Annotated in this window: 16 protein-coding genes; 6 read left to right on the forward strand and 10 right to left on the reverse strand. The window is 59.5% G+C overall.

Going from position 1 to position 16,741, the window contains the following annotated elements:
- Positions 1–188: 188 nt before the first annotated feature.
- On the forward strand, positions 189–1,607 hold the full coding sequence (locus tag K3J57_RS03685) for an SPOR domain-containing protein (protein ID WP_259797164.1): 1,419 nt from the start codon (positions 189–191) through the stop codon (positions 1,605–1,607).
- A 113-nt stretch (positions 1,608–1,720) separates the two neighbouring features.
- Here K3J57_RS03685 and K3J57_RS03690 read toward each other — a convergent pair whose 3' ends face one another.
- Both K3J57_RS03690 and K3J57_RS03695 read right to left on the reverse strand, forming a co-directional pair.
- Positions 1,721–2,737, reverse strand: coding sequence for a hypothetical protein (locus tag K3J57_RS03690; RefSeq protein WP_259797166.1), 1,017 nt, complete (start codon positions 2,735–2,737; stop codon positions 1,721–1,723).
- Positions 2,738–2,892: 155 nt separating this feature from the next.
- The gene (locus K3J57_RS03695; protein WP_259797169.1) at positions 2,893–4,533 is read right to left on the reverse strand and encodes a long-chain-fatty-acid--CoA ligase; all 1,641 of its coding nucleotides are present in this window, start codon (positions 4,531–4,533) and stop codon (positions 2,893–2,895) included.
- A gap of 131 nt (positions 4,534–4,664) precedes the next feature.
- Between K3J57_RS03695 and K3J57_RS03700 the strand changes: the two genes are divergently transcribed.
- Together K3J57_RS03700 and K3J57_RS03705 are read left to right on the forward strand one after the other, a co-directional pair.
- Complete coding sequence (locus K3J57_RS03700) at positions 4,665–5,612, forward strand: DMT family transporter (RefSeq protein ID WP_259797170.1); 948 nt, start codon at positions 4,665–4,667, stop codon at positions 5,610–5,612.
- Between the two features lie 20 nt (positions 5,613–5,632).
- The gene (locus K3J57_RS03705; protein WP_259797173.1) at positions 5,633–6,283 is read left to right on the forward strand and encodes a sulfotransferase family 2 domain-containing protein; all 651 of its coding nucleotides are present in this window, start codon (positions 5,633–5,635) and stop codon (positions 6,281–6,283) included.
- A gap of 232 nt (positions 6,284–6,515) precedes the next feature.
- Here K3J57_RS03705 and K3J57_RS03710 read toward each other — a convergent pair whose 3' ends face one another.
- The 6 genes from K3J57_RS03710 to K3J57_RS03735 all read right to left on the reverse strand — a co-directional run bounded on the left by K3J57_RS03710 (position 6,516) and on the right by K3J57_RS03735 (position 13,352).
- Positions 6,516–8,720: a 3-hydroxyacyl-CoA dehydrogenase NAD-binding domain-containing protein gene (locus tag K3J57_RS03710; protein WP_259797176.1), complete on the reverse strand. Its 2,205-nt coding sequence runs from the start codon at positions 8,718–8,720 to the stop codon at positions 6,516–6,518.
- Between the two features lie 15 nt (positions 8,721–8,735).
- A complete protein-coding gene (locus K3J57_RS03715) occupies positions 8,736–9,944 on the reverse strand; it encodes an acetyl-CoA C-acetyltransferase (RefSeq protein WP_259786382.1) in 1,209 nt (402 codons plus the stop codon).
- Between the two features lie 35 nt (positions 9,945–9,979).
- Positions 9,980–10,615, reverse strand: a complete 636-nt coding sequence (locus K3J57_RS03720) for a glutathione S-transferase family protein (RefSeq protein WP_259794090.1) — start codon at positions 10,613–10,615, stop codon at positions 9,980–9,982.
- Between the two features lie 301 nt (positions 10,616–10,916).
- Positions 10,917–11,129, reverse strand: coding sequence for a hypothetical protein (locus K3J57_RS03725; RefSeq protein ID WP_055188849.1), 213 nt, complete (start codon positions 11,127–11,129; stop codon positions 10,917–10,919).
- Positions 11,130–11,150: 21 nt separating this feature from the next.
- Positions 11,151–12,926, reverse strand: a complete 1,776-nt coding sequence (locus tag K3J57_RS03730) for an acyl-CoA dehydrogenase C-terminal domain-containing protein (RefSeq protein ID WP_259794091.1) — start codon at positions 12,924–12,926, stop codon at positions 11,151–11,153.
- A 30-nt stretch (positions 12,927–12,956) separates the two neighbouring features.
- Positions 12,957–13,352, reverse strand: coding sequence for a MerR family transcriptional regulator (locus tag K3J57_RS03735; RefSeq protein WP_259794092.1), 396 nt, complete (start codon positions 13,350–13,352; stop codon positions 12,957–12,959).
- Between the two features lie 321 nt (positions 13,353–13,673).
- Here K3J57_RS03735 and K3J57_RS03740 point away from each other — a divergent pair, with 321 nt between their 5' ends.
- Entirely contained in the window at positions 13,674–14,000 is a 327-nt protein-coding gene (locus K3J57_RS03740) for a hypothetical protein (protein ID WP_259772720.1), read from the forward strand.
- 3 nt (positions 14,001–14,003) lie between these two features.
- Here the strand turns inward: K3J57_RS03740 and K3J57_RS03745 are convergent, their stop codons facing one another.
- Together K3J57_RS03745 and K3J57_RS03750 are read right to left on the reverse strand one after the other, a co-directional pair.
- Positions 14,004–14,372, reverse strand: coding sequence for a MerR family transcriptional regulator (locus K3J57_RS03745; protein ID WP_055188858.1), 369 nt, complete (start codon positions 14,370–14,372; stop codon positions 14,004–14,006).
- A gap of 157 nt (positions 14,373–14,529) precedes the next feature.
- Positions 14,530–15,654, reverse strand: a complete 1,125-nt coding sequence (locus K3J57_RS03750) for a putative manganese transporter (RefSeq protein ID WP_259794093.1) — start codon at positions 15,652–15,654, stop codon at positions 14,530–14,532.
- 107 nt (positions 15,655–15,761) lie between these two features.
- Here K3J57_RS03750 and K3J57_RS03755 point away from each other — a divergent pair, with 107 nt between their 5' ends.
- The gene (locus tag K3J57_RS03755; protein ID WP_173485476.1) at positions 15,762–16,229 is read left to right on the forward strand and encodes a PaaI family thioesterase; all 468 of its coding nucleotides are present in this window, start codon (positions 15,762–15,764) and stop codon (positions 16,227–16,229) included.
- Entirely contained in the window at positions 16,226–16,741 is a 516-nt protein-coding gene (locus tag K3J57_RS03760; RefSeq protein ID WP_259776844.1) for a PaaI family thioesterase, read from the forward strand. The genes K3J57_RS03755 and K3J57_RS03760 overlap by 4 nt, the downstream gene beginning before the upstream one ends.

Raw genomic sequence — 16,741 nt, forward strand, 5'->3', positions numbered from 1 at the left:
GCAGCTGACTGATTTTTAGGCAGTTTCGGGTAATCCCCTCAGATTCAACAAAGTTTTTCGATGAATTGTCCACAGCGCTGAGCTGGCCCTGTGGATTATCCCTTTACTTCGAATCGGTCATCCGTCATGCTTGTCCACAATATTTTGTGTGGGGCCACAAGAGCATGTTAAAAAGAACCGTGGCTATAATGGCCGTTATTGCAGGGATGTCAGCGACAGGCGCTGACGCTCTGAGCTTGAAAAAAGGCGCGCAGCCGGCGGAAACGCCGCCCGCGAGCTACAAGGGAAACACCTATGTCGACAGCCGTGGATGTGTGTATATCCGCGCCGGGTTTGGCGGAAATGTGACATGGGTGCCGCGTGTGACGCGTAACCGACAGGTGGTGTGTGGTGCCGCGCCCAGCCTTGGGGGAAATGGCGGATCGGTTGTCGCAACCAAGCCAGCCCCCGTGCCTGCGCCGCAACCCGTGACCGTTCCTGAAAAGCGCCCATCTCAGGTGGCAACCACCCGTCCGTCTGCTTCTGTGCCGCAGGTGAAGCCGGTTCCGGTTGCCCGCCCTCAGGTGCGCGTGCAGCGACCAACAATTCCGGGTCCCAAGCTTCCGCCGCGCATCGGTTTTGGCCCGTCCGAGACCAATCCGTCCCTGCCGCAGCGCAGCCCCGCGCCCCCCGCGTGGACTGATCGCTTTACCCATGGCAAGGGGGATGACGGCTGGATCGTGTCCGACAATGGGCAGGCGGCTCAGGCCGTGCGGGTCAATTGCCCCGCAAATGTCAGCAAAGTGTCTTTCGTGCGCCTGAACGGTGCAAAGCTGCCGGTGCGCTGCGGGGCGTTGCAGGTGGCGCCGGTCACCTATCTGGTTGAGGACAACTCGGGCAACCTTACCCGGATCACAACCCTGCCGCATGGATCAAACCTGCGTGCAGCACAGGCTGCTCTGGCCGGGCATTCCGGTGGGACAGCCGGAGGGGCGACGGTCGCGTCTGTTCCGACAACCCGTGTGCTGGTGCCGCAGGGAAATGGCCATGCCCCCAAGCCCTATCAGGTGGTGCGCAGGCGTGATCTGGACAAATCCGCGCTTCCGCCCAGCACGGTGATTGCACCGCAGACCTATGTGGCGTCGAATATGCCGGTTGCGGTGCCTGAAGGTTATACTGCTGCCTGGAGCGATGGGCGTCTGAACCGCCTGCGGGGGGTGCGCTCGATCGCGGGGGACTTGCAGACAGCGGAAATCTGGACCGACACGGTGCCACGCCGCCTGAAAGGGGTGCAGCTGGCCGAAAAGCAGGTTGCAGATACATCGCCGGTTGACAGGACATATGGCAAGACCAGAGCACGGGCGAAAACCACCCCCATCAGCAAGACGCGCTCTGTCAGCGCGGGGCGGCTGCCGCAGAAATTTGTGCAGGTCGGGCGCTACAGCGATGCGGCCAATGCGCGCAAAGTGATCCTGAAATTGCAGCGTATGGGGCTGAAAGTATCGTCCAGCACCTCAGGAAGCGGCGTAAAAACCGTTCTGGCGGGCCCGTTCAAGCAACAGGCAAAGCTGAGCACGGCCCTTGCAAAACTGCGAAACGCAGGTTTCAAAGACGCGTTTCTGCGCTGATACGGATAGGAATTGGCAGGTGAAAGGCTCCGCAAATTTGCGGGGCTTTTCCTTTTGGGGCGGGTCTCAAGCGTTTCGGAATAAGCAGGTGTTTCAAACCTATCCCGAACGCTTCATTCGCCGCAGATCCCTTGTAGTCGCACCCAATCCCCGTCTGACAAAAGCGGCAAAGCCGCAGCCAGCGGCACGGGGTCGGATTCGATCAGTGAGATGGTTTTTTCGCCGGTCAGGTCCAGCGCGTATGCGTAAGGGGTGGAGCGGATGCCGGCTTCTTCAAATCGGGGCAGAAGGTCGGCGGCTGTCAGGGGCGCGGGTTCCGAGGTCAGCAGCCATTCGGCATAGGCGTCAATCGCTTCATTTGTCACTTCGCCAGTGGTCAGAAGGCGTATCGTTGTTCCGGCCCCGGCATGGTCCAGAAAACCAAAAACCGGGTCGGTCATGCGGCGGCGCTGGTCTTCGGCCAGAATGAAGCCTGCCACGACATCAGCTTCTTCAAAATCCTCGATCAGGGCGCGGTTCAGAAGGGTGATATTGCCGGGCAGATGGGTTGCAGCCTGCACGCCGCTGGACAGCACAATCAACCGGGGGGCGTCGGCCCCCAGCACCCGGCGGCCAAGCGCCTCAAGCGCGGAGCGTGCCAGGACGCCATCGCATTGCTGGCCTGCAACGCGGCCAATTCTGGTCAGGATGCGCTGGCCAATGGCTGTGCGGGTAGGGGCGGGCACGACGGCGGTTGTATAGCTTTGTAATGCGCCGGGAAGCCAGATCACGCCCCCGATGATCAGCAAAGCAAGCCCACCGGCGGTGATCCATCCGCGCAGCCTGCCAGGCCGGTCGCGGCGCCGTTCCACCACTTTGCGCACCCGTTCGATCCCGTCGATCATCGTGTCGTCATCGACTTCCAGCTCTTCGAACACTTCATCCGATGGCGAAAACCGCGCCGGGCGTTCGCCGGGATTGATCCGTCGAACGGCCGCAAGGGACCAATGGGTCAGGGCGGTGTCGGACATGTTGGTGATGGTCAGGGTCGCTTCGCCCAATGACACAATCACATTCACGCGCTGCGCATCGGGGGATGCACTCCAGACACCCGGCGCTTCGAGCCGGTCGTATTTCTTGAGGGCTGTCATGGTTGGGCGAGGCTGCTCTTAAATGCGGCTCAATGCTTTCTTGTTGGAAAAACAATAGCTAGGCTTTTGCGGTTTGTCGATTGGGGGAATGGCAAATATGGGGCCAAGAGGCGCCGTGGGACCCGGCCAGTGGCTGGCCGGGTTGGGGGGGCAGGTTATGCCTGCCCCTGTTGTTCCTTCACCATGCGGCGGAGCTGGAATTTCTGGATCTTGCCGGTGGATGTTTTGGGCAGCTCGCAGAACTCAACCTGTTTGGGGGTCTTGAACCCGGCCAGATGTTCGCGCGCAAAGCGTATCAGCTCCTCTGCGCTGATATCCGCCCCTTCTTTCAACTCGACAAAGGCGCAGGGCACTTCGCCCCATGTCTCGTCCGGTTTGGCCACCACCGCACAGAGCATCACCGCGGGATGGTGCATCAGGACGCCCTCGACCTCAACCGAGCTGACATTTTCGCCACCGGAAATGATGATGTCCTTGGCGCGGTCGGTGATCTGGATATAGCCGTCCGGGGTCTGGTGGGCGATGTCGCCCGAGTGGAAATACCCACCGGCAAAAGCTTCGGCGGTGGCGCCGGGATTTTTCAGATAGCCTTTCATCACCGAGTTGCCACGGATCATGATTTCTCCGGTTGCCTCGCCATCCATCGGGACCTGAACCATGGCGTCATCCATCACGGTAATCTCTTCCATCTGAGGAAACAGGACCCCGGTGCGGGCCTTGATTGCTGCGCGCTCGGATTGCGGCAGCGGGTCCCATTTCGGCCCGTTCCAAAGGCATTCGGTCACATGCCCGTAGGTTTCGGTCAGTCCGTAGACCTGTGTGATGTTGAACCCAAGCGGTTCAATCGCGGCCAGGGTGGCGGCTGCCGGGGGGGCGCCTGCGGTGAATACCTCGACCACATGGTCAAAGGAGCGGCGCGTATCTTGTGGGGCATTCACGATCATGTTCAGCACAATCGGAGCGCCGCCAAAATGGGTCACGCCCTCATCTGCAATCGCGTCATAGATCGCCGCTGCGGTGATGTCCCGGCAGCAGATGATTGTGCCCCCCAGGGCCGGCATCATCCAGCTGTGGTTCCAGTTGTTGCAGTGAAACAGCGGCACGATGGTCAGGTAGCGGGGATAAAGCCCCATATTCCAGCTGATCGGTGTGCCCATGGTCATCAGATAGGCGCCGCGATGGTGATAGACCACGCCTTTCGGGCGGCCAGTGGTGCCGGAAGTATAGTTGAGCGCGAGGCTTTCCCATTCATCCTGTGGCATGATCCAGGAAAAATCCGGATCGCCCGAGGCTATCACCTCTTCATATTCGGGATAGCGGCCGGTGGCGGGGTGACCGGCCGGCGCATCCGCAACTTCGATGATCTCCGGTCCTGCCCCGTTCATCTGGGCCACCGCCTTTTCTGCCAGGGGCAGGAATTGGGTGTCGACAAGAACGATCTTCGCCTCTCCGTGACCAAAGATATAGGCCACCGTGTCCACATCCAACCGTATGTTGATTGTATTGAGCACCGCCCCGCAGGCGGGGATGGCAAAGCTTGCTTCCACATGGGGCAGCGTGTTGGGCAGGAGTGTTGCCACGACATCCCCGGGGCGAATGCCGCGTGCCGCAAGGGCGCCGGCCAGACGGGTGACCCGCTCGTGATAGTTGCGATAGGTCAGCCGGAGCTTGCCATAGACCAGCGCCTCACGATCGGCAAACACCGTTGCCGCCCGGCGCAAGTGAGACAGCGGTGTGAGCGGCACGAAATTTGCAGCATTCTTCTCAAGCCCCGTTTCATCTGACATCCATCCCATCGCTTACTCCCTGTGGTTCCATGTCGAAAATCTGTTCTGGTCTTTTTTGCCAGAATGTCGTTTTTCGAGGAGACCAGAACAGATGCCGCATGGTCAATGCCTGAAATGCCGAGATGAAAGAGGATATGAACATGTCCGCAGATGCATCACCGCCGAATATCCCAGTCGTCAGCACGGGAGAAGAGCGTCCCTTGGCTGCGGCGGGGGTGATCATGCTGGCGATGTTCATGCTGGGTATCCTCGACAGTTCTGTTGCCGTGATCGCGCGGGATACAGGGTTGTGGCAGTTTCACTTTATACGCTCGGTGCTGGCCTGTCTGTTGATTTTGGGGCTGGCGAAAGCTGGCGTGGTTCGTATCATCCCCCGGCGGCACTGGGCGGTTGCACTGCGTGGTGGGCTGACCGGCCTGTCGATGCTATTTTACTTTGGTTGCCTGGCCTTTTTGCCGCTTGGTCAGGTGGCAGCAGGGCTGTTCACGGCCCCGATCTGGGTAATGATCATCTCTGCCCTGTTCTTGGGGCACCCCATTGGAGTCACACGGCTGAGTGCCGCGGTGCTTGGTTTTGCAGGGGTTCTGATGGTGTTGCGTCCGTTTGAGGCCGGGCTGGAACCTTTGGCCATCCTGCCAATGGTTGCGGGGTTTTTCTATGCTCTGGGGGCGCTGGCCACGCGCCAGTTCTGTGCGGGTGAAAGCACCTTTTCGATGCTGCTCTATTTCTTCCTTTCCCTGGGGGTGTTCGGCCTGCTGGGGACGGTTGGCATGACGCTCTGGCCGCATGATGTGCCTGCGGGGGCAGAGGGGTTCATTCTGCGCGGTATCGGCCCCATTGGGGGCGTGTCCGTGCTGTTGACCATCACCCAGGCCGTGGGGTCGATCATCGCTGTTGGCTTGATTTTCCGTGGCTACCAACTGGGGGAAGCAGGGCAGGTGGCCATCTACGAATACTCCCTCCTGATTTTTGCCGCAGGGTGGAGTTACGTGCTGTTTTCCGAACCGACGGGGCTGATGCCTGCAATCGGCATGGGGCTGATCATCCTGTCGGGAATTGTCATTTCTGTGCGCTCGCGCAACCGGTGAAAAGGCGATAGGGTGACGCCATGATCATTTCGCATGGCCGCCGCTATATCTTTGTGCACGCTCCGAAAACGGGGGGGACATCCCTTGCCCTTGCGCTTGAGGCGCGCGCGATGAAAGACGACGTGATGCTGGGCGATACGCCCAAGGCGTTGCGCCGACGCAGGCGGCTGAAGGATGTGCAGGCGGCCGGGCGGTTGTGGAAACATTCAACCTTGTGCGACATCGCCGGGCTGGTCACTCCAGACCAGATGCGCGACTATTTTGTGTTTACGCTGGTGCGTAATCCCTGGGATCGGATTGTAAGCTATTATCATTGGTTGCAAGCTCAGTCCTTTGATCATCCGGCAGTGAGTTTGGCCAGGTCATCCGGGTTTGCCGATTTCCTGCGCGCGCCTGCAACGCAGGCCAGTTTTCGGGCAGCCCCCTATGCCAGCTATGTGACAAACCGGGACGGGTGCGAATATGCGGATCTGTTTGTCCGGTTGGAACATCTTGATGAGGATCTGCCCGCGCTTGAGGCCCATCTGGGGTTCACTTTGCGCCCGCTCCCGCATGAAAACCGGTCTGACCGGCACAAGGCGTATCGCCAGTTTTACACGGATGAACTGCGCCAGATCGTGGCGCAATGTTGTCGCGATGATATTGAGCGGTTCGGGTATGTGTTCGAATAAAAACACATTGTCAGTATTCAGAAGCACCTGTCCCGCGGTTGGTGAAAACTAGAAAACTAGAAAACTAGTTTTCTGGTTTTCTCTGACATCAAAGCGGGCAGCGCCAAAAGAGACGGGACCACCAGAATGGGGGCCAAAAGAAAAGAGCCCGGATATGTCCGGGCTCTCCTGTGTGTGTCTGAAGCGTTCGAGATCAACCAGAGATAGGGAATGGTTGAAACGCTTTCGGCAATTATGCGGCGGCTGCGGTCTTGTCGAACCGTTCATAGAAGGTTTCGCCTTCCTCAGCCATCTCGCGCAGCAGCGCAGGGGTGGTGAAGCGCGCGCCGTGTTTTTCGGTCAACTGGTCACAGACTTCGGCCGCATAGGGCGCACCCAGCATGTCGAGCCAGCTGAAGGGCCCGCCGGACCAGGGCGCAAAGCCCCAGCCGAGGATCGCGCCCACGTCGCCTTCGCGGATGTCCTCAAGCACACCTTCTTCCAGCGCTCGCACCGCCTCCAGCACCTGTGCCATCATCAGGCGATGCTTGACCTCGGTGATCTCCGGCTGTGTCTCGGCGAGCGGGAATTTTTCACCCAGCCCGGTCCACAACCCGGCGCGTTTGCCTTTGTCGTCATAGTCATAAAAACCCGCATTTGCCTTGCGGCCCAGACGCCCTTCATCGGCCATCCAGAAGATGATGTCATCCACGGCGCTGTCAGGATAGGCATCCCCCATCGCGGCCTTGGTCGCTTTGGCAATCTTCACACCCAGTTCGACCGAGGTCTCGTCCACCAGCTGCAACGGACCAACCGGGAAGCCCAGCAGGCGCGCGGTCCCTTCCACAAGGGCAGGGGAGACCCCTTCGCCCACCATGCGGATGCCTTCGTTGATATAGGGAATGATGCAGCGGTTGGCATAGAAGAAGCGCGCGTCATTGACCACAATCGGTGTCTTGCGGATCTGGCGCACGTAATCCAGCGCCTTGGCCGTGGCCCGATCACCGGTTTCGCGGCCCTTGATGATCTCGACCAGCATCATCTTCTCAACCGGTGAGAAGAAGTGGATGCCGATGAACTGATCCGGGCGTTGCGATGCCTTTGCCAGCTCGGAAATCGGCAGGGTCGAGGTGTTGGTGGCATAGATGCAGTCGGGGCCGACAACAGCCTCGACCTTCCGGGTCATCTCTGCCTTCACACCCACATCTTCGAACACCGCTTCAATGATCAGGTCCGCCCCTTTGAGAGCGTCCAGATCGGTGGTCGCGGTGATGGCGCCCAGCACGGCCTCTTTTTTCTCCGGCGTGGCTTTCTTGCGGGCGATGCCCTTGTCCAGATAGGTCTCGGAATAGGATTTGCCGCGATCAGCAGCCTCTTGGGTCTGGTCGATCAGCACCACTTCCATGCCCGCCATGGCAGAGACCAGCGCAATGCCCGCCCCCATCATGCCTGCGCCCAGAACGCCGACCTTCTTGACCGACTGATCCTCAACGTCTTTCGGACGCACAGCCCCTTTTTCAAGCGCCTGTTTGTTGATGAACAAGGACCGGATCATGGCCGAGGAGGACGGGTTCATCAAAACATTCACAAACCAGCGGCACTCGACCCGCAATGCGTCATCAAAGGGAACCATCGCCCCTTCGTAAGCAGCCGACAACAGCGCTTTGGCCGCCGGATAAACCCCTGCGGTCTTGCCATGGATCATCGCCGCCGCGCCGATATAGGTTTGGAACCCGGCCGGGTGATAAGGCGCGCCACCGGGCATTTTATACCCCTTGGCATCCCACGGTTTCACGATGTCTGCGTCCTTGGCGTTCAGAACCCATTCCTTTGCGCGGGCCTGCAGCTCCTCCGGGGCGACAACCTCGTCGATCAGGCCTGCGGATTTTGCCTTGGCCGGGGCCACGGTTCTGCCCTCAAGCAGGAACGGCGCTGCCGCCATTGCACCCATCTTGCGCACAAGGCGGGTGGTGCCGCCTGCGCCAGGGAAGATCCCCACAAGGATTTCCGGCAGGCCGATCTTGGCCTTGGGATTGTCGGCGGCAATGATCCGGTGACAGGCCAGCGGGATTTCCAAGCCAATGCCAAGCGCGATGCCGGGCAGGGCCGCGACAATCGGTTTGCCGCCCTTGTTGGTTTTCGGATCCATGCCTGCGCGTTCGATTTTGCGCAGCACGCCATGCATCTGCATGATGCCGTCAAACAGGCCTTTCGCGGGGTCGTCGCCCGCGTCTTCTTTCATCTGGGCAATGACATTCAGGTCCATGCCCCCGGCAAAGTCCTTTTTGCCCGAGGTGATGATCGCGCCTTTCACAGCGTCATCTGCCAGAACGGTGTCGATATGCCCGTTCAGCTCTTCCAGAGCGGCATATGACAGCACGTTCATCGACTTGCCCGGCACATCCCAAGAAATGGTGGCGACGCCATCGGCGTCAACAGAGTAGTTGAAATCAGCCATTTTTAACGTCCCTTCTTAAACGCGTTCGAGGATGGTTGCGGCACCCATGCCAGATCCGATGCACAGCGTGGCAAGGCCAGTTTCCTTGTCCGCCCGCTCCATCTCATCCAGAAGCGCCCCAAGGATCATTGCCCCGGTGGCCCCCAGCGGGTGGCCCATGGCAATTGCCCCACCGTTCACATTCACCTTGTCATGATCGGCGTTGAAGGCCTGCAGGAAGCGCAGCACGACCGAGGCGAAAGCTTCGTTCACCTCAAACAGATCAATGTCACCAATGCCCATGCCAGCGGCCGCCAGCACGCGTTCGGTGGCCGGAACCGGGCCGGTCAGCATGATGGTTGGGTCGGTGCCCACCTTGGAGGTGGCCTTGATGCGCGCGCGCGGTTTGATCCCGTGACGTTCGCCGAATTCCTTGTTGCCGATCAGAACAGCGGCAGACCCATCGGCGATACCGGACGAGTTGCCGGCGTGGTGCACGTGGTTGATTTTTTCCAAATGCGGGTATTTCAAAAGCGCGACCGCGTCAAAGCCGGGCATCTGTTCGCCCATCATGGCAAACGAGGGGTTCAGACCACCCAGGGTCTGCATGTTGGTCTCGCGGATCATCTCGTCCTGCGACATGATTTCCAGACCGTTCTGGTCGCGCAGCGTGTAGACGGATTTGTCGAACCGGCCCGCCGCCCGGGCAGCGGCGGCGCGTTTCTGGCTTTCCACCGCATAGGCGTCACACTCGTCGCGTGAGAACCCGTATTCGGTGGCGATAATGTCCGCAGAAATCCCCTGCGGCACAAAATAGGTCTTGGCTGCAAGGAACGGATCCGCCGCAATTGCGCCCCCGTCGGACCCCATCGGAACCCGTGACATGCTCTCGACGCCGCCGGCGATATAGGCGTCACCCGCCCCGCCACGCACCTGGTTGGCCGCCATGTTCACAGCTTCCAGACCCGAGGCGCAGAAGCGGTTGATCGACACGCCGGGGATGCGCTCGTCCAGATCGGAATACAGCACCGAGGAGCGGGCCAGGCAGGCGCCTTGCTCACCCACCTGGGTCACGTTGCCCCAGATCACATCCTCGACGGCATGGCCCTCAAGGTTGTTGCGGCGTTTCAGTTCGTTGAGGGTCTCGGCAGAAAGACGTACGGCTGTCACTTCATGCAGCGTGCCGTCTTTCTTGCCCTTGCCGCGCGGGCTGCGCACGGCATCATAGATATAGGCATCGGTCATTTTCTATTTCCTTTCAGGAGTCTAGGTCCAGAATGTCAGGCGCGGTCAGCCGGGCTGCCGGGCATAAGGTCGTAAGGGTGTTTCCAGCCGGGGGTTTCGGCAATCCGGGTCAGCCAAGCGTCGATGGCGGGCCATTCGGTGCGGTCAAAGCCAAAGGGTTCAGGGTAGAACAGGTAACCGCAGCAGGAGATGTCTGCGAGGGTGATGGCGTCGCCCACCAGCCAGTCCCGGGTGGAAAGCTCGCTTTCCAAAGTCTTGTATGCGGATTTGAGGCGGCCCTGATTGAAAGCAATCACCTCGGCCGGGCGCTTGTCTTCTGGGATAAAGTTCATCAAAAACCGGGTCATGCCGGCCACCGATGACATTTTGTGATTGTCCCAAAACTGCCAGCGCAGGATTTCGCGCCGCTCTGCCGCGCTGCGCCCCCCAAGTTTGCCGGATTTCGACGAGACATAATCCTGAATGGCGCCCGATTGCGACAGGGTCACATCACCGTCCACCATCACAGGGGCTTCCCCCATCGGGTTGATCTCACGAAATTCCGGTGTGCGGGTCTCGCCGCCAAAGAAGTCTACGTATACCGGCTCCCAATCCAGGCCGGACAATTCCAACGTAAGCGCGGCCTTGTAGGCGTTGCCACTTTCGCCGAAGCAGTAAAGTTTGATGGTCATCGCGTCCTCCCAGTTGCGAATTCGACCCTTGGGGGTAAAACCCCGGCAGGTCCGATTGAGTATTTTGACCAAGAAGAAAGCCTGATTGCTCTTCCAGTCACGTTTTCTTAACCAAGAACGGCCAGCTTAGGGGCGCGGTACAGGCTGGAGAGCCGATGACCGCCCAAGGAGAAGGCGGCCTCGCCATCAACGCCCGAAAGGGCCGGGGTGGCGAGGCCGTTATCGTTTTGAGACGCGCGCCCCTTCTTCTTGTTCCAAATACTCCCGCCGGAGGCCTCCAACAGAAGCCAACTGTCCAGACTCATCGCTTGCGCGCCTCCAGTTCCGCGTTGAACAGGCGCAGGCGCGCGGTGAGGTTTTCTTGGTGCGTCACGCTGTCGAAATGTTCGAACAGGAAGGACAGCGCTTCGCCCTCATCCAGCCCCGCCTCCTGCGCAAATCGTTTCAGGCGGCGATAGCCGTCTTCGGTCATGGCGCAGGGAAAGCGGCGGGTGAGTTTGAAGCGTTTAGGCATTCCTGTTCTCTTTTCAATTGGTTAGAATTGGTCCGCATCCAGCCCCATGACCGTGGCCGATCCGCTTTCGATCCGTGCCAGATGCATCGCGGTGGCGGGCAGGCGTCGGGACATATAGTAGCGCGCCGTGGTCAGCTTGGTCTCGTAGAACGTGGCGTCAGAGGTGCCACCAGCCAGCGCATCCAGGGCCGCGCGGGCAGACCGTGCCCACATGAAGCCCAGGCAGACATGGCCGAAAAGATGCATGAAATCATAGCTTCCCGCGAGCGCGTCATTTGGGTTCTTCATGCCCGACTGCATGAAATACATGGCCGAGGATTGCAGGTGCTTGGACGCTTCTTTGAGCGGCGCGATGAATTCCGCCATCGCTTCGTCGTCACCTTGTTCCTTGCAGTAGGATTTGATCATGTCGAAGAAACCCATGATCGGCTTGCCACCACCGGCAGCCAGTTTGCGGCCGACGAGATCCAGCGCCTGAACACCGTTTGCCCCTTCATAGATCTGGGTGATGCGGGCGTCGCGTGTGAACTGGCTCATGCCATGTTCTTCGATATAGCCGTGGCCCCCATAGATCTGCTGGGCGAGGACGGTCATGTCATAGCCCTGATCGGTCAGGAACCCTTTCAGGACCGGGGTCATCAGCGAGATCAGATCATCGGCACCCTTGTCCTCGGCGCGGTGGGCCTGATCAATCAGTGTCGCCCCCCAAAGCAGAAAGGCACGCGCCCCTTCGATGAAGGATTTCTGGTCCATAAGCGCGCGGCGAATGTCGGGATGAACGATCAGCGGGTCCGCCGGGCCATCCGGGTTCTTGACCCCGGTGACGTCGCGCCCCTGCAGGCGATCCTTGGCATAAATCACTGCGTTCTGATAGGCGGCTTCGGCTTGCGCCAGACCCTGCATCGCCACGCCAAGGCGGGCTTCGTTCATCATGGTGAACATGGCGCGCATGCCTTTGTGCATGTCTCCCAGCAGATAGCCGGTCGCCTCGTCATAATTCATCACGCAGGTGGCATTGCCGTGGATGCCCATCTTTTTCTCAAGATTGCCCACTGACACGCCATTGCGCGCGCCCGCAGACCCGTCTTCGGCCACCATGAATTTCGGCACGATGAACAGCGACACGCCCTTGATGCCCTCTGGTCCACCGGGGATTTTCGCCAGCACCAGGTGGATCACGTTTTCCGACATGTCATGGTCGCCTGCCGAGATGAAAATCTTCTGGCCGGAAATCTTGTAGCTGCCATCCTCCTGCGGTTCCGCCTTGGTGCGCATCAGACCCAGATCGGTGCCGCAATGCGGCTCTGTCAGGTTCATGGTGCCGGTCCATTCGCAGCTGACCATTTTGGGCAGATAGGTGGCTTTCTGTTCATCCGTGCCATGGGCCAGGATGGCGGAGGCGGCCCCATGGGTCAGGCCCTGATACATGGTAAAGGCCTGGTTGGCGCCGGAAAACAGCTCCCCCACAGCGGTGCCCAGCACCACTGGCATGTTCTGGCCACCGAACTCCTCAGGCATGTCAAGCCCGGTCCAGCCACCGTCTTTCATCTGCTCAAAAGCATCCTTGAACCCGGCAGGTGTGTAAACCACGCCATTTTCCAGGCGGCAGCCCTCGTGATCGCCAACCACATTGAGCGGCGCGAGCACCTCTCCTGCCAGTTTGCCCGCCTCTTCCAGAACGGCAGAGGTAAAGCCAGGTTCCAGATCTGCATATCCGGGGGTGGCAGCCTCATGGGTTTTCAGCACTTCGTGCAGCACAAAGCCCATGTCCTTGGTGGGGGCGGTATAGCTCGGCATGTGGTAATCCTCGTGGTTGATAACTGGCGCTTATTGCCCTTCGCCCGCTTTGAATCTGGCGATGGCGTTTTCGGCCCATTTCAGTTGTTCCGTCAGATCGGCAATGGCCTCGTCCAGCTCGGTGCGCTGCTGCCTTAGGTCGGCCAGGTGTTTCTGGGCCACCTCATAGGTGCGGGTCAGCTGGGTCTGCTGCTGGTCCCCCATGTCATACAGGTCGAGCAGCTGGCGGATTTCCTCCAGTGCAAACCCAAAACGTTTGCCGCGCAGGATCAGCTTGAGCCGGGCACGGTCGCGTTTTGTGAACAGGCGTTTCTGGCCTTCGCGTACCGGTGCAAGCAGCTCTTTCGCTTCATAAAAGCGCAGGGTGCGAGCGGTGACATCAAAAGCGTCACACATCTGACGAATGGTCATAAGGTCGTCGGTCATGTCGAACATTCGATCCTCTTTTTGACACCGGTCGGTTGGGGGGCGGGGATCCCGCCGTGTTGATCTGAGTTGATCTGACCGGTTCTGTTTACTGCATAAGTTTACGTTGACGTAAATGTAACGTGACGTCAAACATTTCAATGGCGTGGCGTCAACTTTTCTTTCCGTTACGGAACGTCATTTCCCAGATTTACGCCCCTAGACGTGTGATTTCCGCGCTGCCGCGCGCGTTTTACGGGAGAAAAGGAACATTGACCTCGTGCCGCAAGGGGCACATGGTCTTTTCGGATCAAGGGAAAACACTGATCGGAAGGGGTGGTCGTGAGTGGTGACAATATAGATGGTGTGGACCATCTGGACGCAGAGCGGGCATCCCTTGAGGTGATGCAGGCTCAGATGCAGGGGTTTCTCAGGAAACGACTGGCCATGTGGGCGATCCGCTGGGGTATCGGGATGCCGGTGGCATTTGCCGTGCCCGCAATCTGGGGGCTTTGGCCCTGGTTGCCGATGGCGGCAGGGATTGTTGCCCTCGTCTCTCTGGCCACAATCATGATCATGTGGCTTGTCTTGCTGCGGAAATTTCAATCCGCCCAGGCCAGCGCAGATCGGTTGGAGCAGGTGTTGAGGGAGGAAGACGACCCGGCGTGAGGGTTATGTTACCAGCTTTGCCACATCGTCCCGCAGATCCTGAAGATCATCAATGGTCTCGGCCAATTGCGCATATTGCTCCCGCAGGGCCTTGAGCTGGCGATCCGCCAACTCCACCCAGGCCTGATTCTGCGCATCGGTGCCTTTCTCATCATAGATCAACAGCCATTGGCGCAGCTCTTCCAGAGAGAAACCGAACCGGCGCCCGCGCAGGATGAGGGTCATGCGGGCCACTTCGCGTGGCGTATAAAACCGCGACCGCCCTTCCTTTTCCGGTGCCAGAAGCTCGATATATTCGTAATATCTGAGCGTCCGCGGAGTCACGTCAAACTTGGCACACATTTCTTTGAAGGTGAGGCGTTCGTCAGACATGGGACATCCTTGCTGTTGCGGTTCGTCCTCATTGGTAACGCTTTCTGCGCTGCAGCGCAATTCTGTAGAACTACGCTATGCGCAAAATATTGAGCAAAATCTGCAAAAAAGGGGACCCCGTTATGGGATCCCCCGGAAGATCTGCCTCGCAGAAGGGTCAGTTCATGAAGCCCGGAGCGAGGAAATAGAACGCATAAGCCAAGATCAGGGCAGGCACGGCCGAGTAGACCGTGGCAATCACTGCCGCCTTGGGATTTAGCGCAATGGCCGGGAACAGGGCGTCTCCGTCATTGGAAATCGCGTTGCCCATCAGGGCCGCAAACGGAACGGCACCATTCAGGTAAAGCGTCGTCACCAGAACCTGGGGGCCGCAGCCGGGCACAAACCCGATCACAATCGCCATCAGCGGCAGGAGAGGCGCGACAGTTTCGAACATCACGGCCACATCCACCCCCGTATAAAGCGCAAGATAGTCATAGGCGAGATAGGCCCCGATCACCCAGACCGAGATGAAACTGGTCTCTTCGGCCATCCGTGTGATCGGGTTGTCCTTGGCGTTGGTCATGGCCTGCAATGAGGAGGTGGCCCAGATAAACAGCCCCAGGAAGGTGCCCGCCATGGCGATCCACAGAACCGGAATTCCCAGAGGGTGGGTGACCTCAACCTGCATCAGCTGGGCAACACCGACAATCAGACCGGGGGCCGCAATCACGAGATAGGCCATGTCCTGCGGGCGGATCTTGCCGATGCGCGGTGCCAGTTCACAGCTGCCGGCACCGGGGCTGCGAAATTCGATCTTGTTGAACCGATCCACAATCCAGCCGGACAGGATCCCGACCACAAAGGACAGGGGCAGGACAACAAGGGCCGCATCCGGTCGCGTCGCCAGCAGCAGAAATGCCGCATCCCCCATCGTGGCCGTCAGCGTGGCGACAACTGCGCCAAACCCTACGTGACCTGAGGAATAAGCCGCAACCACAACAACAGCGCCGCCGCATCCCGGAGTTGCCCCGAGCAATGCCGCCAGTGGCACCTGAGCCGCCCGGGCATTGGACAACGCATCGCCGATGTTGAAGCGGAACAGACGTTCCGCGCCATAAAACAGCAACAACGTGGTGGCCACAAAAACCGAGACCTGCACATAGGCATCCGTCATCAGCGAACGGGTCAATTCGCCCAATTCCCCCGGCACGATGGCCAGCACAAGCAGCACTGCCAGAACAAACAGGCGCTTTGGACGCAATTCCCCAAATGGGGCGGTTAGGGTGGTTGTGGCGGCCATGTGGCGCTCCTGCAATTGAGAATAATTCGCAAATGCAAAACTAAGGGCTTGCTCCACAAAAGGCAAGCGCCAATAAACAGGGGACAGCAAAGAAAGGGAAATGCCCCATGATCAAAGGTCTGACCCCGGAGAAGAAGGCGGAAATTGCGCGGCAATTCACCGAAGCGATTCCCCATTGCCGGGCGCTGGGCATGGTGCTGGAGGATATCGGCGATGGGGAGGCGGTGATTTCGATGCCTTACAATGAGGCCTTTGTCGGAGATCCGCGCAGTGGCGTGATCCATGGGGGGGCCGTATCTGCGGTGCTGGACACCTGTTGTGGAGCCGCAGTGATGAGCCATCCGCGCGCCCCTGACATCACCGCCACCATTGATCTGCGCATTGATTACATGCGACCGGCGACACCGGGTCAGAAAATCACCGCACGCGCCACCTGCTACCACGTTACCCGATCCGTTGCGTTTGTGCGGGCCGTGGCACTGGATGAAGATACCGAGCGTCCGGTGGCAACCGCCACCGGGGCGTTCACCGCAGATGGCGATCCGAAACGCAAATCGACCGAGGCCGTTTCATGAGCACCTCCAAGCGCCCCCGCCCCGAACCGGTAGAAATTGTCAAACACCGCCGTGACAGCACCCTGTCCGCGCTGGTGAACGGTGTGCCTTATATCAAGTTCCTCGGGATTGAGGTGGAACGGCACGGGGATGAACTCACCGCAATCCTGCCCTTCGCGGAAAAGCTGATCGGCAACCCGATGCTGCCTGCCATCCATGGTGGTGTGACCGCGGCCTTTCTGGAAACGGCGGCGGTGATTGAACTCACCTGGGTCAGTATCTGGGCGGATATGGAGGCGGGGCTTCTGGATCCGGGAGAACAGCCCGGGAATGTCCTTGCCTACCTTCCGAAGACCATCGACTTTTCAATCGACTATCTGCGATCTGGCCTGCCGCGTGATGCCTATGCAAGGGCGCGGGTGGTGCGCTCCGGTCGGCGCTATGCCTCGGTTCATGTCGAGGCGTGGCAGGACAATCGACAAAAGCTGTTTGCCCAGGCCACCGGACATTTCCTGATGCCCTCTCCGAACTGA

Source organism: Aliiroseovarius crassostreae (genome assembly GCF_025137635.1).
Lineage (GTDB): Bacteria > Pseudomonadota > Alphaproteobacteria > Rhodobacterales > Rhodobacteraceae > Aliiroseovarius > Aliiroseovarius crassostreae.